The following is a 21,063-nucleotide window of genomic DNA, read 5'->3' on the forward strand; positions in this document are numbered from 1 at the left end:
GGTCAAAGGCCTTTCTGCTGGGCACCGGCTTGCGCAAGATCGGCAAGCACACGGCCGGTGAATTGGGTTCGCCTTTCGGCAAGCTGATGAAGCAGCGCCGCTTCCTTGTTCGCCAATCGGGCGATTTCGACAATGGCGCGCTGCGTTGAGAGGTCGGGGACGGGGATCGTGATGCCCTCAAGGCTGCCCTTGGGGATCATGCGCAGGCTTTGCCCCTGCGCTTCGGCATCGATCTGGCGCTGGGCATCGGGCTGGTTGATCGCCCAGGCGAGATAGTCTGGCGTAACAAGGTCAAGAGATGGGCGCAGGATGATCAAGGGCAGCAGCGCCACGATGGGCTCAGCCATTTCCCCGCTGACAACATAGCCAAAATTCGGCTGCCCCCGAGACCGGAACACGACATCGCCGGGCTGCAACGCATAACGGTCAACCTGCAAATCCAGATTGAAGCGCTGCACCCCCGCCATGTCGATGGAGCCATCCTCACGCAGATCGCGCAACTGCATGGCCAGTTGCCCCACATCGGGCTGCGGATCGAGTTTGCCTCGAACCGTGAACCCGGATTGGAATTGGCAGATGGCATCGAGGCGCATAAAATTCCTCTGTAGAACCCGCCACAGCGTATGAATGATTCGTGGCGCAGGCGCAAGTTTGAAATGCTGTAGAGCGATCTACAGCGATATTTTTTCAAATCTGATGGCTCGCCGCGTGACATGCGCCGCCAAATCTGCCATGCTCTCCGCATTGCCGCGAAAAAGGCGGCAGCGGGGCGTGGTAACCCCGACTGCGACGGAACCTTGGTCAGCTATGCTGGCCGGGTCGCCGTCGGTCATGTCCAGAGCGCAAGCTTAAAGCCGGCGGCGCACTGGACTCCGTCTCGGTGTTACCACGGCCCGGCTCTCAGCATTGAGGTGGGCAAGGGCATGACGGAAAATCGAAAACTGAAAGTAATGCAGGCTTTGGCCCTAGTCGGGATTATGCTGAGCGCGATTCCGGTCGGGCTGAGCGCCAAAACTCAATCGCCGCCACGACTTCCCCCGATCGAAGATGGCTGGAAGCGTATCACCGCATTTGGCGGTAGTGTGGGGGTCTATGACATAAAAATGGGCGGCGTCTGGCGGCAGGATATCCGGCTGTGGGAGCCTAAAAAGGCATTGGCCGCTTGCCTTGAGTATGGCGCCAACCCTCATTCTGCTTCCAGCGGCTCGCTGGGGTGCGAGCTTTTCCTATACCCCTCTTCGCGAGAGTTGCCGCAAGCGGCCGAAGCCCTTGGAGTTTACGAGAAGCAGTTCGAAGGGGCGCAAACTCCTGCGGCCAGGCTGGAAATCGCGCTGCGCAAACATCTCGGTGTCGGGTTCGAAATTCAGAAGAGCCCGACGCCAGAAGTCCTGAACCACCTTGTGTCCTATTGGCAAGGCAGCATGGTTTCCTTGGGTGAGTTGGTGGCCTACACAAACGATGGGGCGCCGGAGATAGTTCAATGGCTATTCGATCACGGCGCTAAAATCTGCGATAATTCGGGTTCTGGCTCTGCGCCGCGGTTCAGCTGTATCAATTTCTACATAAATGCCGACAACTCGAGCACCAATGTCCCAGGTGAAGGATGGACTAATCGCCCCTTCTTACAGACGTTGGCTGTGCTTGAGCGCAACGGATATCACCCGCATTCCGCCAATGATATAGAGCTGACTGCAAACGCACTCGCGTCTTCCCCCACACCGTCTATTTGGCGCCTTCATGACCTGTTTTCCCCCGGCGATTGGCAGCGGGTCAAAGCCTTGGCGGCTTCACGGATAGCGGCGAATGATGCAGCAGCGCTGGCCCTTAGGCAGAAGATCCAGGCACAGCAAAACGAGGTGGCAGCCACCAACCAGCAGGCCGCAGCACGACTTGGGGTCAAAGGCCAAACTGTTTGCCGAATCATTTATGAAAACGGCGAGAACTACCAGTTCCGCGCCTATGTGGAGGATCGCAGTGCCACCAGGCTTCAACTGCGCGCTGCGTCATTGCGCAACTTCCACGCTGAACTGGCCAATTATCCCTATGCCGACACCAGGATCAGCCCCGGCACGATCTTCTGGGACGATGCGGGCAATTGGAACAGCGCCTGCTGACTGAGGTCAGTAGGATGCCAACGGCCAGAGAAGAGGGGGTCTTTTCGGTTCGAACAGAGTGTTCGAACGAAAGGAAAGACCAGTGGCCCAAACGCATGAGGAAGTGCGTAAAATTTATGGAGACCAAATCGAGGCCGTCGCGCGGACGGCGGAGGCTCAGGCTGTTGGAGCAACGTATGTTGTATACCTGATCCTCGACCGCACCCGGCCTGATCCCCATGTACGTTTTACAGGTACACCCTTGTATGTCGGGCAAACTGGCAGAATTTACGGTCGAACCAAAGATCATTTGATCGATGCGCTGGTTTACCGTGGCGGCCAAGGTTCGCTGAAAGAGGCATTGGCTTCCCTGATCGAGGCCGGAAATCCTCCCTTTGTGCAGGTCGTGCAGTTTTGCGATAGCCGGATCTCAAGTTGCTTTGCTGAAACTCGCTGGGCACAGAAGTTATTGGCGATGGGCTATGATTTGAAAAACAGAGCGCCCTTGCAAGCCAATATCATGACGTCAAAGCAGCGGATCAACTTCGAACGGCGCGCACTAATGGCGGGCGATTTGCAGGGCATTGCGTGGCCGCCGGTTGCCATCGGCGGCTAACCCGGCATAATCGCTCTAGTTTCTCGAATGTTAGCCTTATCCTTGGGCTAGTCACTTCACGAGGCTGAGTTGCATCAAAGCGTTTGATTGATAAGAAATGATGCATCACAGAATCGCCCTGCAATCAAATGGATGATGTTGTGAAACCTAAACTTTGTGCAAGCCACCTTGCTGTAACGCCATTCTGCAGCCTGTTAAACGGCCAAGCTGGGGAAATGCAGTAACTGCAGCCACCAACGCGGCGGCACCAGCAAAGAGTATCGGGTTTTCCAAAGGGTAATCAGGCGCATATGCAAAGCGCACAAGCATAATGAGGCATAGTGTTCCCGTCGCCCACACAGGATACTTCCCGCCCCGCCACAGCACTGGCGATGGCTTTGTGCCCGCCAGCCCATGCGTAGAAACATCGTCTGGCTTGAGCCACGATCTAAATATGAAGCTGAAACTGAGTGCGGACAGCTCGCGGCGGCAATGCTCGGCAAACGGCGGCAGAACGATATCGGCCTCAACGGCTTGATAGTACGATGCGATTTTGCGCCCGGAGCCTTCATCACCAATCTGCTGGGCATAGGCCGCCAAAAGGACGAGCGCTTCGAGCCGCCAGAGCGAACGATCGCGCTCAAGGCGTGGCTGTATCGTCGCCCCGAAGTCGGCAATAGCCTGCGAGCCATCGCCGACCGCGACAATTGCCTCGCAGTCATCGAGGGCAGGGCAAGTTTTAAGCGACGCCAACAGGTCCTCTGTCGGCACCTCTTCGCCATCCATGAGCGCCCACATCCGGCTCAGAAGATAGCGGCGGCTGCCAGGCAAATTGCTCTCGATCCGGCTTATGAATGAAGAGGAGAGCTCAGCATTCGAGGGATATTTTTCCGCCCTTGAATACTGGTCGATCAGTGTGCGCTGGCTCTCACGAGGATCTGTCCTGCGATTATCGTGCCAAGGCCCCTCGATCACACCGACCAAACCGGCGGTGGTTTGCACGCCAGCCATCTGCATCATTCCAAAAACCCAAATCGGCAATGCCAGTCGCTTGGCTGCAGAAATCGGCTTCTTTCGTTCCCTTCCCATAACTCATATCTTTCAATAATTTACCGAAAGGAACCGCAATGCGCGCTTGCAGTTCCTTTGATGGCGGCTCCGAATCACGCAGCAACTGGCGGTCACCAGATCGCTCGGAAGCCGACCACATGCAACCTCATGCGCTTAACGGAAGCAATACCGCCGATGCATTGCTTGCGCAGATTTTCAAAGATCATGGCCCATTGCTGGCGCGGGACGCACTCGCCAGGCTGATGGGCTTTTCGAACACCAAAGCCTTCGATCAGGCGCGGCGGCGAGGTGCGCTGGGCGTTAAGACGTTCAAGATCGAAGGGCGGAAGGGTGTTTACGCGCTAACGTCGGACTACATCGCGTGGCTTGAGCGGCGAGGTCAGCATGGCTGATCTTCCAGAACCCGATCCTGCGCTGATTGAGCTTGCGAAGCTTCTGGCACGAACTGCGGCTGCCAAGGATGTCGCTGAGCGGTTTGCGCCCAAACGCGGCAAAACACCAAATGAGCAAATTCGTCAGGCCCCTCCCGACGTCAGCGTATGAGCGTTCGACCAATTTCGGCCGAAGTATCATGATGGTCACGCGTCACGTGAGTCGAGTCATGCTGCAAGGGCTCAAAGGGTAGCTGGAAATCACGAAAGGGCACTGAAAATGCGCACAATCATCTACGCCCGTTTCAGCACTGATCTTCAAAATCCCAAATCATGCGAAGATCAGATCACCGAGCTCACCGAGCGATGCCAGCGCGAAGGCTGGGAAATTGTCGGAACTTATGCGGATGAAGACACCCGTGGCGCAGCTGGAATCGACGAAAGTGCTCGTCCCGGCATGCATCGCTTGCTGCAACATGTGAAGCAAGGTGGTGTTGATCAGGTCCTGGCAGAAACGACAAGTCGCATCGCACGGCATCGGGGTGACCTTCATAAGGTCCATGAATGGATCACATTTGTTGGTGCGCGTCTTTTTACGACCGGCCAAGGTGAAATTACGGAAGTAACCGCCACCATCCACGGCCTCATGGATGCTGAATTCAGCAGGACAACGGGGCACCACGTCCGGCGCGGCCAAGCTGGTTCAGTAAAGGACGGCCGGAGTCCGTGCGGGGTAGCATATGGCTATGCCACCGATAACAAAATTGCCGAAAATGGCCGTCCAGAGCGCGGACGTAGAATCATTGATACCGTCGAGGCTGCGATCGTAATTCGCATTTTCACCGAATATGCGCAGGATCTGAGCCCACGGCAAATTGCCGAGCGACTGAATGCGGAGGGAGTTCCGAGCCCCAGAGGTGGAAAGTGGAAAGCCAGTACGATCACGGGCGATAGAAAGCGCAAGAATGGCATGCTCAATAATCGGCTGTACATTGGCCAATTGATTATCCGTCGGACAACGAAGGTCAGGCATCCTGATACGAGAAATTATGTGATCCAGCCTCTGCCTGAGTCCGAGTGGATTATCCAGGAAAAGCCGGACCTTCGCATCGTGCCAGACGATTTATGGCAAACGGTGCAAGAGCGCCGGCAGAAATTTGATGGCCATCATTTTCGGGCACAGCGACGCCCAAAGCAATTGCTTTCCGGGATCGGCGTGTGTGGGGTCTGCGGTGGCCAATGGATTGTCATTGGTGATGAACGTTGGGGCTGTACCAATTTTCGGAACGGGCATGGCTGCGCCAACAACCGAACCATCACCACCAAGCGCTACCAGGAACGCGTGCTAAGCGGCCTCCAAGAGCGTATGCTTGACCCGGCATTGTTGAGCGCATTTGTGAAAGAGTATCATGCTGAGTATGTTCGTCGCTCGGCTGATCAGACTCGGCAGCGCAACCGGCTAGAGAAACGTCGGCTTGACGCGGCGAATCGGATCGCCAATCTTGTCGAAGCCATCGCTGACGATGGTTACACAAAGGAGTTGAAGGATGGGCTAGCGAGAGCCAAAGCGGAACAAGCCCGGATTGAGGCCGAGATGATGGAGATCGATGCCATCCCGGTCGTTGCCCTGCACCCCGGCATTGCCGAAAGTTACAGGATGCAAGTTCGGGATCTGGCGCAGACCTTGTCGCGGGACGAGGAAAGCCGTCGCCAGGCACATAACATCGTTCGCGGACTGATCGAGCGGGTCACCATGACCCCAAGTGGTGGCGAACGCGGCGTAGACATTGAAGTTTCAGGTCGTCTTGCGACCATCCTCTCCCTTGCCTCTGGCAAGCCAGTCCCAGCAAACATGTATGCTGGTGATGGAGCGGGTAGCGGGAATCGAACCCGCCTGACTAGCTTGGAAGGCTAGGACTTTACCACTAAGCTATACCCGCTCGGTACGCCACTGCGTGGGAAGAGGCCCATGGCATGAAACGGGCCCCTCCGTCAATGCGTCTCGGCGATCGTGCCGTTCAATGACCCGGATAGCTGAGCAGGGCATCGACCGTCAGTCCCGCGCCGCGCAGGCGGTCCGCGCCGTGAAGGTCGGGAAGGTCGATCACGAACAGGGCATGGGAAACGTCCGCGCCCGCCTGGCGAAGCAGTTCGGTCGCGGCAAGGGCAGTGCCCCCGGTCGCGATCAGGTCGTCGATGATGACGACGCGTTCGCCCGGACGAATGGCGCCCGGATCGATTTCGAGCCGGTCGCGGCCATATTCCAGCGCATAATCGACGCCGATCGTGGGCACCGGCAACTTGCCGGGCTTGCGCACCGGAATGAAGCCCAGGCCGAGTTGCGCCGCGACGGCGGCGCCGAAAATGAAGCCCCGTGCTTCCATGCCCGCGATCATCGCTGCGCCCGAGGCGGCAGCGCGTTCGGACAAGTGGCGGACGGCGGCGGCAAGGCCTTCGCCATGGCTGATCAGGGTCGTGACATCGCGGAACTGGATCCCCGGCGCGGGAAAATCGTGAACGGTGCGAACGAGGGCCTTGATCTGGTCGAGAGTCATGCGGGCATCCGGGAGAAAACGGGGGAGAGGGAAAGACGGCAGCACCAACGAAAAAGGCCACCGTTGCCGGTGGCCTTCTATCGTCCGGGGGGCGGTCGGCAAGAGGGCTTTCACCCTGCGAGCCGATCCCTGCCCGAATTTCGTCCGAATTTTGTATCGAGCCGATCAGGCTCGTGCGTGTTCCTCAGTGCTTGTCGGCCCAGATGTTACGCTTGGACAGATAAGCCAGCGCCGTCGCTGCAACGAGGAAGCCGAGTACGGCCCAGCCCGTCTGCTTGCGCTTCACGAGCTTGGGTTCGGCGGTCCAGGTCAGGAACGCGGCGACGTCCTTGGACATCTGGTCGACCGTCGCAGGGGTGCCGTCCGAATAGGTGACTTGCCCATCGGTGGTCAGCGGCGGCGGCATGGCGATGTTGAGGTTGGCGAAGTAGGGGTTGTAGAACAATCCGTCCGGGGTCTTGGATTCCGGATACTTCTTGAGCAGTTCGGCAGGCTGGTCGGCATAGCCGGTCAGCAGCGAATAGACGTACTGCGGACCTTCGTGACGCGCCTTGGTGATCAGCGACAGGTCCGGCGGACTGCCGGTTCCGGCATAGTAGACCGGCGGGATGTGGTCGGCAGGCACGTTGTCGCGTTCGCCCGCTTCACCGGTCTTGGCGTCGAAAGTCTTGGCCTTGGTCGGCCAGGCCTTGGCGATCGCCTTCACCTGGGCTTCGTTATAGCCGAGATCGGCGAAATTGCGGAACGCGATCTGCTTGAGCGAGTGGCAGTTGCTGCACACCTGGCTGTAGACCTCGAAGCCGCGCTGAAGCTGGCGGTTGTCGAACCGGCCGAAAGGGCCTTCGAACGAGAACTTGGCTTCCTTGGGGGCAAGGTGGAAATCCTTGACCGCCGTCGAGGGTTCGGGCTCACGAATGATCTGGTACGCGCCGAGGCCGAACGACCAGAGCAGCGCGACCGCGAAGAAAAGCCCGACGATAGGGCCGAAAATGCGAACCATGGCGGTATCTCGCTTTCTTTTCCTGGCCGATCAGGCTGCCGTGGAGGCGCCGGAAAGGGTGGCTGCTTCATCGGTGCCGAGGACGGCTTCGGTGATCGAGAACGGCAGCGGCTGCGGCTTCTCGACCGAGGCGACGATCGGCAGGATGACGAGGAAATGGAGGAAGTAGTACGTGGCGGCGATCTGCGAGATCAGCACGTACTTGGTTTCCGCCGGCGAACCGCCACAGTACCCGAGAACGAGCACGTCGATGACGAGGAGATAGAAGAACTTGCGGAACAGCGGCCGGTAATTGCCCGAGCGCACCGGCGAGGTGTCGAGCCAGGGCAGGAAGAACCAGACGAGGATCGCCGAGAACATCGCCAGCACGCCCATGAGCTTGGCCGGGATGAACAGGAAGTCCGCAGTGAAGGCGCGCAGGATCGCGTAGAACGGCCAGAAGTACCATTCGGGAACGATGTGGGCGGGCGTCGAAAGCGGGTTGGCCGCGATGTAGTTGTCCGGGTGGCCGAGCGCGTTGGGGAAGAAGAACACCATCGCGAAGTAGCCGAGCAGGAACACGCCCAGTCCGAAGCCGTCCTTGGCGGTGTAGTAGGGGTGGAACGGCACGGTGTCCGATTCCTGCTTCACTTCAACGCCGGTCGGGTTCGACGAGCCGGGAATGTGCAGCGCCCAGATGTGCAGGACGATGACGGCCGCGATCACGAAGGGCAGCAGGAAGTGCAGCGAGAAGAAGCGGTTGAGCGCAGCGTTGTCCGGCGAAAAGCCGCCAAGCAGCCACTGCTGGAGAGGTTCGCCCACGATCGGGATCGCCGAGAACAGGCCGGTGATGACCTTGGCGCCCCAGAAGCTCATCTGCCCCCAGGGGAGCACGTAGCCCATGAACGCGGTTGCCATCATCAGGAGGAAGATGACCACGCCCAAAAGCCAGATCATCTCACGCGGGGCCTTGTACGACGAGTAGAAGAAGCCGCGGAAGATGTGGATGTAGACCACGACGAAGAAGGCTGAGGCGCCGTTGGCGTGCGCATAGCGCAGCAGCCAGCCCCAGTTCACGTCGCGCATGATGTGTTCGACGCTGTCGAACGCCACGCCCGAATTGGCCGCATAATGCATCGCCAGGATAACCCCGGTGAGGATCTGCAGCACGAGGCAGAACCCGGCGAGCACGCCGAAGTTCCAGAAATAGTTGAGATTGCGGGGAACGGGATAGCCGCCGCCGATCGCATTGTAGACAAAGCGCGGCAGGGGCAGCTTTTCGTCCAGCCAGACCATCAGCGGATGGCTAGGCTTGTAGTGCTTGGCCCAGGGAAAGCTCATGGGGGTATCCTCAGCCGATCTTCACGACAGTGGCGGATGTGAATTCATAAGGCGGCACCTCGAGATTCTTGGGTGCCGGGCCTTTGCGGATGCGCGCTGCGGTGTCGTAGACCGACCCGTGGCACGGACAGAAATATCCGCCGAATTCGCCCTTTACTTCGCCCTGGCCTGCGCCGAGCGGGACGCAACCCAGGTGGGTGCATACGCCCATGGTGATCAGCCAGTTGCTTTTGCCCGGTTTGGTCCGGTCGGCCAGCGACTGGGGGTCGCGCAGCGTTGTCGGATTGACGGCGTTCGCCTCGGCGATTTCCTGTTGCGTCAGATTGCGGATGAAAACCGGCTGCTTGCGGAAAACCGCCTTGATCGCCTGTCCCGGCTCGATCGCCGAGATGTCGATTTCGGTCGAGCTTTCGGCCAGCACGTCGGCCGATGCACTCATCTGCGAAATCAGGGGAACAAGAGTAGCCAGCCCGCCGACACCGGCGACGCTCACTGCTGCAACATTGATGAAATCGCGTCGCCTGACGCCTTCCCCGGCCGGAACCGTGGTGTCGATGCTTGCCTCGTCAGCCATTGAAAGTCCTTGATTGATGCCGCCCGCCGAGGTGCGGGAGCGGTCCAACAGTTGCTTTCGCTCCCCAAGTGGGATCATCCTTGGTGGCGGACGTCCCTCTTCATCGCGGGGTATCGGCTGCGAATGATTGCTTCTTCGCTTTGCGCGTCCCCGATCTCAAAGGCCTGATAGCCACAATTTCGCCCATTTGCCAACACACATTTTGGGTCGGCAGGGCTTACTCTTAATCATCCGTGAACGGATTTGCGACTGGTTCGCAAGAGGTTGGGGCGGCGCAGGCCGCAGCGTCAGCCGCCGGCGGGAAACCCCGCGCCGGTGGGCCATCCGGGCGCGGCAAGGCCCATGACCTTGAACAGCGAACCCATCGCTTCGGGCGCGGCGAGGCGGTGCGCGGCGGCGCGGACCGCCTGCGCCTTGTCCGGCGCGGCGCGGCACAAGGCCTCCATGCGGGGACCAAGGCCGAGCGAGATCAGGAATGCGCCCTGTTCGACGGTGCCGAGCCACCGGGCTCCTTCGGCTTCGACCACGGGGCGAAGGACCGAGAAGTCGACATGGGCGGTGAGGTCTGCTTCACCGGGGCATTCGAACGGATTGACCTTGGTGTGGGCGCGCAAGGCCTGAAGCGAGCTGCCATAGGCGGGTTCCGCGCGGCCATAGTCGATGACGAGCGCGGCCCCGCCCTGCGTGGCAAGTCGCCGGGCGATTTCGCGCGTGACCGCAGCAGCAGCGGGCGAGGTTTCGAGAATCGCGCCTTCATGGGCAGAGGCAAGCTCGGCTGGGACGGCCGCATCCATCGGCTGCGTTCCGGCGATCGGAACCAGCCGGTCGCCTTCGATCCCGACCATGCGTTCGCGCCAGCCCGAGGCGGTCATGACCAGTTGCCGGATCGGCAGCGCATCGAGAAATTCGTTGGCGACGATCAGCAGCGGGCCGGTTTCGGGGAGCGAGGCAAGGTCGTCGTGCCAGTGAGCCTTCGGGAAATGGCTCTGCTGCACGGCGCGCAGGGCGGTGCTGCCTTCGACGAAATGGATTTCCGGGGAGAGGCCGAAGCGGCGCGCGGCGCCAAGGGCGTCGCGCGCCAGCGTGCCGCGTCCGGGACCCAGCTCGACATAGTGGATCGGGCCGGGGCGTCCGGCACGGTCCCACATGTCGGCCAGCCACAGTCCGATGAGTTCGCCGAACATCTGGCTGATTTCCGGGGCAGTGATGAAGTCGCCCGCGCTGCCGAGCGGATCGCGGCTGTCGTAATAGCGCGCGTTCGATTCGGCCACGAATTGCGCCACGCTGATCGGGCCGGTCGCAGCGATCAGCCGGACGAAGCGGTCTTTGAGGCGCATGTCGGACGGAAGGCCCGGGGCAGTGTCGGTCATGGCCTTGTTCACCGGGGCTTTGTTCACCGGGGCCTCGTTCACTGGGCCCTCGTTCATTGGGGCAGCGATTGCACGGTGACGCCGACTTGCGGACGGCGCAGCGCACGCACGATCAGGAGGACGCCGATCGCGATCATCGGCACGGTCAGCCACTGGCCCATGGAAAGCCCCGTCGCATGGGCGAAATCCTCAAGCTGGGCATCGGGTTCGCGGAACCATTCGACGATGAAGCGGGCCATGCCATAACCGCAGGCGAAGGTGCCCATGAGCAGGCCCGGGCGCCAGCGCGCGCGTGTTTTCCAGAACAGTACGAACAGGATGGTGCCGAGGATGATCCCTTCGAGCCCGGCTTCGTAAAGCTGGCTGGGATGGCGGGCGACTGCGCCGCCGCCGGGAAAGACCATGGCCCAGGGCAGCGAGGGATCGGCTGCGCGGCCCCACAGTTCGCCGTTCACGAAATTGGCGCAGCGGCCCAGGAACAGGCCGATCGGGGCGCAAGGGGCGATGTAGTCACAGACCCGGAGGAAATCGAGGCGGTTGCGCCACGAGACAAAGGCAATGGCCAAGACCGTGCCGATGAGCCCGCCGTGAAAGCTCATGCCCCCCTGCCACAGTTTCAGCAGATCCTGCGGATGGGCGAAGAGTTCAGGCCCGTAGAAGATCGCGTAGCCCAGCCGTCCGCCCAGAATGATGCCGAGCGTCGCGTAGAAGAACAGGTCCTCGGCATGGCGCTGTGCAAGCGGGGCGCCGGGTTGGCGAATCATCCGCGAAAGGTGCCAGTAGCCAAAGATGATCCCGACCAGATAAGCCAGCGAATACCATTTTATCGTAAAAAAGCCCAGATCCAACGCAATTGGGGACAAGCCTAGCTGTTCGAAATGGAGCGGGGCATGGGCCATCGTTGCCGAACCCGGGCCCGAGGGTGCCGCAGCGTCAACCATGGTCGCATGGGCAAGGGAGGCGAGCAGCGAACTGTGCGTATGCAGCATTTCGGTCGTCTGACCGGCGACCAGAGACGTTGCAACCCATAGTGACAGCACTGCGCGAACTCCTTAAAAGTTTCGAATCGGGACCTTTCCTTGCGCCAGACCCCGCTTCGCGAGCGGCCTTCTGGCACAGCGATCGGGTCCTGTGAAAGACGAATAAACGAGGATCGTTCCCGCATCGGCGCACGGCGACCGTTCGGGCAATGCGATCCCGGATGGAGAGTGGTGCCAACGATGAAAACGCAGCTCGATCTGTGCCTGTCGCGCGTGATGGATGGTCTGGTTTCGGACGAGGGGATGTTCCGGCTCACCCCGTTTCGCAAATTCGACCGCGACTTGCCGACGATCGCCGCCGCGCCGCCCAGTCTGGCGCATTATTTCGGCCATTTCTGCGCGATGCACGGGGATCGCGAATTCCTTGTCGACGGGGATCAGCGCGTCACGTTCGCGCAGGCCTATGCCGCCGCGCGCGAACTCGCAGGCGGACTCGTCACGGGCTATGGCCTTGAAAAGGGCGACCGGGTGGGGATCGCTGCGCGCAATTCGGCCAACTGGGTGATTGCCTATATGGCGGTGCTGATGGCCGGCGGAGTGGCGACGCTGCTCAACGGCTGGTGGACGGGCGAGGAACTGGCGCACGGGATCGATCTGGTCGGGTGCAGGCTGGTTCTGGCCGACCGCCAGCGGGCCGAGCGGCTGGTCGGGCATGGCCACGGGGCGCAAGTCCTGCCGCTGGTGCACGACTGCCTGCCCTCGATCGGCCTTGCGTCGATGGGCGCGCGCGGGGGCGACGCGCGGACGCCGCTGCCCGAGCTGGCCGGTGACGATCTTGCGACGGTGCTGTTCACGTCCGGGTCCACCGGCATGTCGAAAGGGGCCTATTCCGATCATCGCGGCGTGGTGCAGGCGACGTTCAACTACATCGCCCAGACGGTGATGGTGCTGGGTGTCCTCACCGAACGGGGCGAGGCGCCCGATCCTGCGTCCCAGCCTTGCGCCATGGTCAATGTGCCGCTGTTTCATGTCACCGGGGAAGTGCCGCTGCTGCTGCAATCCTTCGCGATCGGGCGCAAGCTGGTGATGATGCCCAAGTGGGACGCGGTCCGGGCGATGGAGCTGATCGAGCGGGAGCGCGTCACCTATTTTGTGGGTGTGCCGCTGATGAGTTTCGAGATTGCGACGCATCCCGAGCGCGATCGGTTTGACTTGACCAGTTGTGTCACGTTCGCCGCCGGGGGCGCGCCGCGTCCGATCGAGCATGTCGAACGCATTCGCCGGGAAATCCCCCATGCCTTTCCGGTGCTGGGCTACGGCCTGACCGAGACGAACGCGATCGGCTGCGGCAATTTCAACGAGAACTACATGGCCAAGCCCGGCAGCACCGGCAGCGCGTCGCGCCCGCTCGTCGATCTGGCGATCCTCGACGAGGAAGGCCGTGCTTTGCCGACCGGCACGATGGGGGAAATTTCGATCCGCAGCATCGGTAATTTCCTCGGCTATTGGGACAACCCCGACGCTACCCGCGCGGCGATCACGTCGGACGGCTATTTCCGCACCGGCGACCTCGGCTATCTCGACGAGGCGGGGTATCTTTTCATCGTCGACCGGAAAAAGGACATCATCATCCGCGGCGGCGAGAACATCAGCTGCATCGAGGTCGAAAGCGCGATCTATGGCCACCCCGACGTGGTCGAGGCGACCGTATTCGGCCTGCCGCACGAGACCTATGGGGAAGTTCCGGGCGCGGTTTTCCTGGCCAAGCCCGATGCCGCGCTGTCGGACGAGGACTTGCGGGTCTTTCTTGGCGACCATATCGCACCGTTCAAGATTCCGGTGCAAATCTGGCAGGTTTTCGAGCCTTTGCCGCGATTGGGGACCGAAAAAGTCGACAAGCGGGCAGTTCGTGAACAGTACAGGCATCGTTGGGCAGAGACTGTAAAATGATCCTGGGGTAAGAGGGGGGCATGATACAGCCCCGGATCCCCAACCAGCGCGCCATCATCGACCGTCGTCAGCTTGCCGACGCCATTGCCGCCGCCGTTGCCGAAAACGGCGCAAAGGCACGTCCGGCGGTGGTCGAACTCCTGCGTCAAAGTCTCGCGTCGGGCCGTGCGGAACTGGCCCGGCGGCTTGCCCTGCATCCCTCGCACGGGACCGAATGCGCGCAGGGCCATTCGTTCCTGATGGACCAGCTCGTCCGGGTGATTCACGATCACATCGTCACCCACGTCTATCGCGCCAGCAACCGTTCGACCGGCGAACGCATCGCGGTGCTGGCGGTCGGCGGATACGGGCGCGGCGAAATGGCGCCGCAGTCGGACGTCGACATCGCCTTTGTCACCCCGATCAAGCCGACGTCGTGGTGTGAGCAGGTGATCGAGGCGATTCTCTATTTTCTGTGGGACCTTGGGCTCAAGGTCGGCCATTCCAGCCGTTCGCTCGACGAACTCGTCCGCATGGCGAAATCGGACCTCACCATCCGCACCGCCTTGCTCGAAGGGCGCTATGTCTGGGGCGACCGCGGGATCTATGAGGAAGCCTCACGCCGGTTCTGGGTCGATGTCGCGGCCGGGACGGAGCGGCAGTTCGTCGCCGAAAAGCTCGCCGAACGCAACGAGCGGCACAAGCGGCTGGGCGACAGCCGCTATGTCGTCGAACCCAATGTGAAAGAGGGCAAGGGCGGTTTGCGCGACCTCCACACGCTCTATTGGATCGGCAAGTACATCCACAAGGTCCGCGTCCCTTCCGAACTGGTCAATGTTGGGCTGCTGACGGCGCAGGAATATCGCGCGTTCCGCCGCGCGGAGAACTTCTTCTGGGCGGTGCGGTGCCATTTGCACCTCATCACCAAGCGTCCCGAGGATCGCCTGACTTTCGATCTTCAGCGCGAGGTGGCGCTGCGCATGAATTTTGCCGATCGTCCGGGCAAGAGTGCGGTCGAGCGGTTCATGCAGCTCTTCTTCCTCCACGCCAAGCAGGTCGGCTCGCTGACCGGGGTCTTCCTTGCCCAGCTTGACGAGCAGTGGGCGGCGCAGAAGATGGGCTTTTTCGCCAAGCTGCGCGCCCGCAAGCTGCGCAAGCGCAAGATTGCGGGCTTTTCGGTCGTTGCGGACAAGATTGCGGCGAGCGGAGACGATTTCTTTGCGCAAGACCCCGTGCGCCTGATCGAACTGTTTGCAGTGGCCGATCGCGAGGGGATGGAAATCCATCCCGAGACCATGCGCCAGGCCCATCGCGATGCCGGGCTGATTGATGCCGCCGTGCGCAAGGACCCGCGCGCCAACCAGTTGTTCATGGACATCCTGACCAGCCACAACGATCCGGAAACGGTCCTGCGCTGGATGAGCGAAGCAGGGGTATTCGGGCGCTTCATTCCCGATTTCGCCCGCGTCATCGCGCAGATGCAGTTCGACATGTACCACCACTACACGGTCGATGAGCACACCATTCGCGCGATCGGCCTGCTCGCCCGGTTCGAAAAGGGCGAGGAAAAGGAGCAGCATCCGCTCGCCACCGAAATCATTGCCAAGGTCGCCTCGCGTCGCGTGCTCTATGTCGCGACGATGTTGCACGACATTGCCAAGGGACGGCGTGGGGACCATTCGATCCTGGGCGCGGAAGTGGCGATGAAACTGTGTCCGCGCCTGGGATTGAGTCCGGCGGAAACCGAAATGGTCGCTTGGCTGGTGCGCTGGCACCTGATGATGAGCGCGACCGCGTTCAAGCGTGACCTCACCGACTACCGGACGATCGCGACATTTGCCGGGCAAGTGCAAAGCGTCGAGCGCCTGCGCCTGCTGTTCCTGTTGACCGTGGTCGATATTCGCGCGGTCGGGCCGGGCATCTGGAATTCGTGGAAGCGGCAGCTGCTGGGCGATCTTTATACCGCCACGCATGAAATGCTCCGTCTCGGCCACAAGCAGCATGGCCGGGTCGAGCGCATTGCCGCCAAGAAGAAGGCGGTCGCCGAAATCCTCAAGGAACGCGACGCGCTGATCGGCACGGTCGGGCGCCAACTCGGCGATTCGTACTGGATCGCCGAGCCCGAGGACATCATCGCGATGAATCTCCAGCAACTCGACATGGCACTCGACGAGCCCTTGTCGGTCGAGGCACGCTATTACCCTGCGCGCGGCGCCACGCTGGTGACGGTGATTGCGGCGGACCATCCGGGGCTGTTCTACCGCATTGCCGGGGGTATCCATCTGGCGGGCGGTAACATCATCGACGCGCGCATCCACACCACGCGCGCGGGCGTCGCGCTCGACAACTTCCTTGTGCAGGACCCGCTCGGGCGCCCGCTCAACGAAGAGAACCAGATCAAGCGGCTCAAGGTCGCGATTGCCGACGCGCTTGCCAACAAGGTGAAGTTGCAGCCCCAGCTCGCCGCACGACCGCTGGCCCGGCCACGTGCCGAAGCGTTCGAGATCCACCCCATCGTCATTTTCGACAACAAGGCATCGGATCGCTTCACCGTGATCGAGGTCGGCGCGCTCGATCGCCCGGCCCTGCTCAGCAGCCTTGCCCGTGCCTTGTTCGAAGCGCGGCTGATCGTCTATTCCGCCCATATCGCGACTTATGGCGAGCGCGCGGTCGACACGTTCTATGTGACGGACATCCTTGGCGAAAAGATCACGTCGGAAAGCCGCCTGCGCTCGATCGAACGGCGTTTGATCGAAGGCGCGCAGAACCGCCGCAGCAAGGTCGCGGCATGATCGGGGCATGTGCCTTCGACATGCTTCCCTTCCCGTGCGCGGGGGGTATCATGGGGGCATGACCGAAGCTCGTTACCTTGCCGGCAACATCCTGCTGGCGATGCCCGGAATGGGCGATCCGCGATTTGCCCATGCCGTGATCGCCATGTGTGTCCATGACGAAAACGGGGCACTCGGCATCGGTATCGGTGCGCTTCACAGCGGCGTCAGCCTGCACGGACTGCTGACGGATGTGGGGATCGAGATCGGGGTGGCGCCCGATGTGCCCATTCACGTAGGCGGTCCGGTCGAGCCCCAGCGCGGCTTCGTCCTGCACAGCACTGATTGGGAAGAGCCCGGATCGCTGCCGGTTTCGGACCAGTGGAGCCTCAGTGCCTCGCTCGACATCCTGCGTGCGATTGCCGAAGGTGCCGGGCCTGCGCACTGGCTCGTCTCGCTCGGCTATGCCGGATGGGGCGAAGGCCAGCTCGAAAGTGAAATGCGCCAGCACGGCTGGTACGCGGCGCAGGGGCGGGCCTCGATCCTGTTCGATACGCCCGCCGAATCGCGCTGGCACGCGACGTGGCGTGCCGAGGGGATCGACCCCTCGCACCTCGTCGCCGCGACGGGCCGCGCCTGACGATCAGGCCCGTTTGGCGATCAGGCCCGTTTGAAGGTCAGGCAGCACCCGCGCGCAGACGGGCGACGCTTTCGTCCTGTCCGATGAGCGGGAGCAGCGCCTTCATGTCCGGGCCATGGTCCATGCCGGTCAGCGCCTGACGCAGCGGCAGGAACAGGGCCTTGCCCTTGCGGCCGGTCGCATCCTTGAGTGCGGTGGTCAGCGCGCTCCAGGGATCGGCGCTCCAGTCGAGCGTGGCGGCAACACCGGCGGCTTCGTCAAGGAAGGCTTGCGTTTCGGCATCTGCGACGGGCGCTGTGACCGGACCGGTCACGACTTGCCACCATTCGGCGGCCTGTGCGACGCGCGACAGGTTGGGGCGGATCGCTTCCCACGCAGTTTCGGTCATGCCCTCGGGCAGGCGGTCGGCGACGCGCGCGAACGGCAGGCGGTGGATCACCGCGACATTGACGCGATCGAGTTCGGCTTCGTCGAAACGGGCCGGTGCGCGGCCGAAGCGCGACAAGTCGAACGTCGCGGCAAGATCATCGGCATCGAGCGCCGGATCGACCGGGTCGGACGTGCCGAGGCGCGCCAGCAGGGCAATGATCGCTTCGGGTTCGATCCCGCTTTCGCGCAAGTCGGCGACACCGAGAGCGCCGAGCCGCTTCGAGAGCTTGCCTTCGCTGCCGGTCAGGAGAGCCGCATGGGCAAAGCGCGGCGGCTGGGCGCCAAGTGCGGTGAACATCTGCACTTGCGTGGCGGTGTTGGACACATGGTCCTCTCCGCGCAGGACATCGGTGACGCCCATGTCGATGTCGTCGATGACGCTCGGCAGCATATAGAGCCACGATCCGTCGGCGCGGCGAACCACGGGGTCCGACATCTGGCGCGGGTCGAAATGAGCCGCGCCGCGCACGCCGTCCTGCCACGCGATCGGGCTGTCGTGGTCGAGCAGGAAGCGCCAGTGTGGGTGTTCGCCCGCAGCCGCCCGCTCGGCATGGTCGGCTTCGGTCAGGGACAGGGCGGAGCGGTCGTAGATCGGCGGCAATCCGCGCGAGAGCAGGATCTTGCGCTTGAGATCGAGTTCCTGCTGCGTTTCATAGCAGCGATAGACGCGTCCCGCCGCGATCAGGCGTTCGAACGCGGCTTCATAGATTGCGAAGCGGGCCGACTGGCGTTCCTCGGCATCGTAATCGAGCCCGAGCCAGGCGAGATCGGCGTGGATCGCCTCGACATGCTCTTCCCGGCTGCGCTCGGCATCGGTGTCGTCGATGCGCAGAAGGAAACGCCCGCCCTGCCGCTTGGCCAAAAGCCAGTTGTGGAGCGCGGTGCGGATGTTGCCGACATGAAGGCGGCCGGTCGGGGACGGAGCGAAGCGGGTGACGACAGTCATGCCCGTCCTATAGCGACTGGGGAGGGCGATACCAGTTCAAGGTTGGGGTGCTTTCCCCCGTCGGGAAGGCACCGTGGCGTGGGCCCATGCCGGAAGGAGGGCGACGGCGTGGACGGTGGCATTGTAGAGCCCGTCGTGGCGGTCGGCGCGGACGAAACCGTCGACGGCGGCTGAAAAGCCGTCCCGGTCGCCCGAACGCGCGGCGCGGGACAGGGCGACGAGCGTCGCTTCATCGGGCGTGAGCGCGCGGCAACAGGGGCGATTGACTGTGAAGCGTTCGGGCCAGCAGCGCAGCACCGTGCGCACGAAACCGTCGATGGCGCCAGCCGTTTCGACATTGCGATAGCGGCGGGCAAGGTCGGGAACCGGATCGCGCCCGGCATGGCGGAAAATCGCACAGACCCGCATGGCCATGACCATCTCGAGGCTGACGAGCGAGAGCGCGCGGATGTCGGCGGGACGGGATAGCGCGGCGATAGTCGCCTGGGCGGTCGCGATCGCGTCGGGAGAAGGGATCGTGCGGGGAGTGCGGTCGGGGGTCTGCATCGGCGATCTCCTTATTGAGAATGGTTCGCAGGCTAGGGCGCTTCGTGCGCCCCGTCAATGCGAATCATTCTCAATAATAGATGCCGGCCAATCCCGCCTGTTTAGGCCCTCGGTTCAGGCCGTGCGGAAGGCGTGGGTGATCGGATAGCGCCGGTCGCGGCCGAAATTGCGCATGCCCAGCTTCACGCCCGGAGGCGCCTGCCGCCGCTTGTATTCGGCAATGTGCAAAAGCCGTTCGATGCGTTCGACGGTCGCGCGGTCATAGCCCTCGGCAACGATCTGATCGACGCTGCGTTCCTGTTCGACCAGATCCATGAGGATCGCGTCGAGCACCGGATAATCGGGCAGAGAATCCGAATCCTTCTGATCCGGGCGCAGTTCCGCGCTCGGCGGCTTGGTCAGGATGCGTTCGGGCATCACCGGGCCGTCGGGGCCGAGCCCGATCTTGGGCCTTGCGCGGTTGCGCCATTCGGAAATGGCAAAGACGGTGGTCTTGTAGGCGTCCTTGAGCGGGTTGTAGCCGCCGTTCATGTCGCCGTAGATCGTGGCATAGCCCACGCTCATCTCGCTCTTGTTGCCGGTGGTCAGCAGCATCGGCCCGAACTTGTTGGAAAGCGCCATCAGCGTCGTCCCGCGAATGCGCGACTGCAGGTTTTCCTCGGTCAGGTCGGGCTTGCGGTCGGCAAAGACCGGGGCAAGCATTTCGGCAAAGCCATCGACGGCCGGTTCGATCGGGATGGTGTCGAGCCGGACGCCCAGCATCCGCGCGCAGCCTTCGGCATCGTCGAGGCTTTCCTGGCTGGTGTACCGGCTGGGCAGCATGACGCACCACACCCGTTCGGGGCCGAGCGCATCGACGGCGATGGCGGCGGTGATCGCCGAATCGATCCCGCCCGACAGGCCGAGCACCACGCCGGGGAAGCGGTTCTTGTTCACATAGTCGCGCAGGGCCAGAACCATGGCGCAATAGATGTCTTCGGGGTGTTCGGTCGGTTCGTGGACATCGCCTGCCTGACAGCGCCAGCGGTGGCCGTTGCCCACTTTCACCCGGTTCCATTCGGTGTGGATCACCGCCTCTTCCCAATCGGGTGCCTGGATCCACAGCGCGCCTTCGGGGCCGACGACAAAGCTCGCGCCGTCGAACACGATCTCGTCCTGCCCGCCGACGCGGTTGAGATAGGCCAGCGGAATGCCGGTATCGATCGCGCGACGCTTGGCAACGCCGTCGATGCGCAGCACGTCCTTGTCGATTTCATAGGGGCTGCCGTTGACGCAGATGAAGATTTCCGCGCCCAGCTGCGCGAGATGGCGGCACACGTCCGGGTGCCAGATGTCCTCGCAGATCGGCAGGCCGAGCATTGCCCCCTTGAACAGGACCGGTTCGGGCAGCGGGCCGGGCAGGAAATAGCGCTTTTCATCGAACGTGCCGTAATTGGGCAGCTCGTACTTGAACCGCACCGCCGCGATGCGGCCGCCTTCGAGCAGGGCGACACCGTTGTGCAGCGCGCCGTCGCGGACGAACACGCTGCCGACCAGCAGCGCGGGGCCGCCGTCTGCGGTCAGTTTCGCCAGTTCCTGCATCTCGTGCGCGGCGCGCTCGATCAGGGCAGGCTTCTGGATCAGGTCCTCGGGCGGATAGCCGATGAGATGCATTTCGGGAAAGACGATGAGGTCGCTGTGCATCGCTGCCGCGCGCACCTTGCGCACCGATTCCGCATTCGCGGCAAGATCGCCGACATTCTGGTTGAGCTGGGCAAGCGTGATGATCAGTTTGTCAGCCATATCAATTTCAGGTCCGGTTTGGCGTTCGCGCCGGACCCTAGGCGGCATGGGGGCCATTCGTCAAAGACTGTCCACGGGGGTGGTGCCCGGA

19 protein-coding genes and 1 tRNA gene are annotated in these 21,063 nt (G+C 62.1%); 8 read left to right on the forward strand and 12 right to left on the reverse strand.

Annotated elements, in window-relative coordinates; translation table 11 throughout:
* Positions 1-2: 2 nt before the first annotated feature.
* On the reverse strand, positions 3-593 hold the full coding sequence (locus Y88_RS12195) for a restriction endonuclease subunit S domain-containing protein (RefSeq protein WP_008069701.1): 591 nt from the start codon (positions 591-593) through the stop codon (positions 3-5).
* Positions 594-713: 120 nt separating this feature from the next.
* On the opposite strand from Y88_RS12195, the gene Y88_RS12200 reads away from it, so the two are divergent.
* Together Y88_RS12200 and Y88_RS19215 are read left to right on the forward strand one after the other, a co-directional pair.
* A complete protein-coding gene (locus Y88_RS12200) occupies positions 714-2,114 on the forward strand; it encodes a hypothetical protein (protein WP_008069703.1) in 1,401 nt (466 codons plus the stop codon).
* Positions 2,115-2,196: 82 nt separating this feature from the next.
* On the forward strand, positions 2,197-2,709 hold the full coding sequence (locus Y88_RS19215) for a hypothetical protein (RefSeq protein WP_157132645.1): 513 nt from the start codon (positions 2,197-2,199) through the stop codon (positions 2,707-2,709).
* A gap of 147 nt (positions 2,710-2,856) precedes the next feature.
* On the opposite strand, the gene Y88_RS12205 is transcribed toward Y88_RS19215, so the two are convergent.
* Positions 2,857-3,777: a hypothetical protein gene (locus Y88_RS12205; RefSeq protein WP_157132646.1), complete on the reverse strand. Its 921-nt coding sequence runs from the start codon at positions 3,775-3,777 to the stop codon at positions 2,857-2,859.
* A gap of 38 nt (positions 3,778-3,815) precedes the next feature.
* On the opposite strand from Y88_RS12205, the gene Y88_RS12210 reads away from it, so the two are divergent.
* The 3 genes from Y88_RS12210 to Y88_RS18985 all read left to right on the forward strand — a co-directional run bounded on the left by Y88_RS12210 (position 3,816) and on the right by Y88_RS18985 (position 6,045).
* Positions 3,816-4,151, forward strand: a complete 336-nt coding sequence (locus Y88_RS12210; protein WP_157132647.1) for a hypothetical protein — start codon at positions 3,816-3,818, stop codon at positions 4,149-4,151.
* Complete coding sequence (locus Y88_RS19220; RefSeq protein ID WP_157132648.1) at positions 4,144-4,302, forward strand: hypothetical protein; 159 nt, start codon at positions 4,144-4,146, stop codon at positions 4,300-4,302. The genes Y88_RS12210 and Y88_RS19220 overlap by 8 nt, the downstream gene beginning before the upstream one ends.
* A 108-nt stretch (positions 4,303-4,410) precedes the next feature.
* On the forward strand, positions 4,411-6,045 hold the full coding sequence (locus tag Y88_RS18985; RefSeq protein WP_008069711.1) for a recombinase family protein: 1,635 nt from the start codon (positions 4,411-4,413) through the stop codon (positions 6,043-6,045).
* Here the strand turns inward: Y88_RS18985 and Y88_RS12220 are convergent.
* The 7 genes from Y88_RS12220 to lgt form a co-directional block, all read right to left on the reverse strand.
* Positions 5,997-6,070 (reverse strand) — tRNA-Gly (locus tag Y88_RS12220). The genes Y88_RS18985 and Y88_RS12220 overlap by 49 nt on opposite strands.
* Before the next feature lie 78 nt (positions 6,071-6,148).
* Entirely contained in the window at positions 6,149-6,685 is a 537-nt protein-coding gene (locus Y88_RS12225) for an adenine phosphoribosyltransferase (protein WP_008069712.1), read from the reverse strand.
* A gap of 184 nt (positions 6,686-6,869) precedes the next feature.
* A complete protein-coding gene (locus tag Y88_RS12230; RefSeq protein WP_008069713.1) occupies positions 6,870-7,685 on the reverse strand; it encodes a cytochrome c1 in 816 nt (271 codons plus the stop codon).
* Positions 7,686-7,715: 30 nt separating this feature from the next.
* Complete coding sequence (locus Y88_RS12235; RefSeq protein ID WP_008069714.1) at positions 7,716-9,005, reverse strand: cytochrome b; 1,290 nt, start codon at positions 9,003-9,005, stop codon at positions 7,716-7,718.
* Positions 9,006-9,015: 10 nt separating this feature from the next.
* Complete coding sequence (gene petA, locus Y88_RS12240) at positions 9,016-9,579, reverse strand: ubiquinol-cytochrome c reductase iron-sulfur subunit (protein WP_008069715.1); 564 nt, start codon at positions 9,577-9,579, stop codon at positions 9,016-9,018.
* Positions 9,580-9,866: 287 nt separating this feature from the next.
* Positions 9,867-10,949 carry a class I SAM-dependent methyltransferase gene (locus tag Y88_RS12245; protein ID WP_050805633.1) on the reverse strand — a complete coding sequence of 361 codons (1,083 nt, stop codon included), beginning with the start codon at positions 10,947-10,949 and terminating at the stop codon, positions 9,867-9,869.
* Between the two features lie 53 nt (positions 10,950-11,002).
* Complete coding sequence (lgt, locus tag Y88_RS12250) at positions 11,003-11,890, reverse strand: prolipoprotein diacylglyceryl transferase (protein WP_232281084.1); 888 nt, start codon at positions 11,888-11,890, stop codon at positions 11,003-11,005.
* Between the two features lie 279 nt (positions 11,891-12,169).
* Here lgt and Y88_RS12255 point away from each other — a divergent pair, with 279 nt between their 5' ends.
* The 3 genes from Y88_RS12255 to Y88_RS12265 are packed head-to-tail and all read left to right on the forward strand — an operon-like array spanning position 12,170 to position 17,269.
* On the forward strand, positions 12,170-13,879 hold the full coding sequence (locus Y88_RS12255; RefSeq protein ID WP_008069723.1) for a class I adenylate-forming enzyme family protein: 1,710 nt from the start codon (positions 12,170-12,172) through the stop codon (positions 13,877-13,879).
* Positions 13,880-13,899: 20 nt separating this feature from the next.
* On the forward strand, positions 13,900-16,650 hold the full coding sequence (locus Y88_RS12260; RefSeq protein WP_008069725.1) for a [protein-PII] uridylyltransferase: 2,751 nt from the start codon (positions 13,900-13,902) through the stop codon (positions 16,648-16,650).
* Between the two features lie 58 nt (positions 16,651-16,708).
* Positions 16,709-17,269 (forward strand): YqgE/AlgH family protein, encoded by a 561-nt coding sequence (locus tag Y88_RS12265; protein ID WP_008069726.1) that lies wholly within the window; start codon positions 16,709-16,711, stop codon positions 17,267-17,269.
* A gap of 37 nt (positions 17,270-17,306) precedes the next feature.
* On the opposite strand, the gene gltX is transcribed toward Y88_RS12265, so the two are convergent.
* The 3 genes from gltX to Y88_RS12280 form a co-directional block, all read right to left on the reverse strand.
* On the reverse strand, positions 17,307-18,644 hold the full coding sequence (gltX, locus tag Y88_RS12270) for a glutamate--tRNA ligase (RefSeq protein ID WP_008069727.1): 1,338 nt from the start codon (positions 18,642-18,644) through the stop codon (positions 17,307-17,309).
* A gap of 36 nt (positions 18,645-18,680) precedes the next feature.
* Complete coding sequence (locus Y88_RS12275) at positions 18,681-19,190, reverse strand: hypothetical protein (RefSeq protein WP_008069728.1); 510 nt, start codon at positions 19,188-19,190, stop codon at positions 18,681-18,683.
* A 114-nt stretch (positions 19,191-19,304) separates the two neighbouring features.
* Complete coding sequence (locus Y88_RS12280) at positions 19,305-20,972, reverse strand: NAD+ synthase (protein ID WP_008069729.1); 1,668 nt, start codon at positions 20,970-20,972, stop codon at positions 19,305-19,307.
* Positions 20,973-21,063: the final 91 nt, after the last annotated feature.

It is taken from the genome of Novosphingobium nitrogenifigens DSM 19370 (assembly GCF_000192575.1).
In the GTDB taxonomy this organism is placed as follows: Bacteria; Pseudomonadota; Alphaproteobacteria; order Sphingomonadales; family Sphingomonadaceae; genus Novosphingobium; species Novosphingobium nitrogenifigens.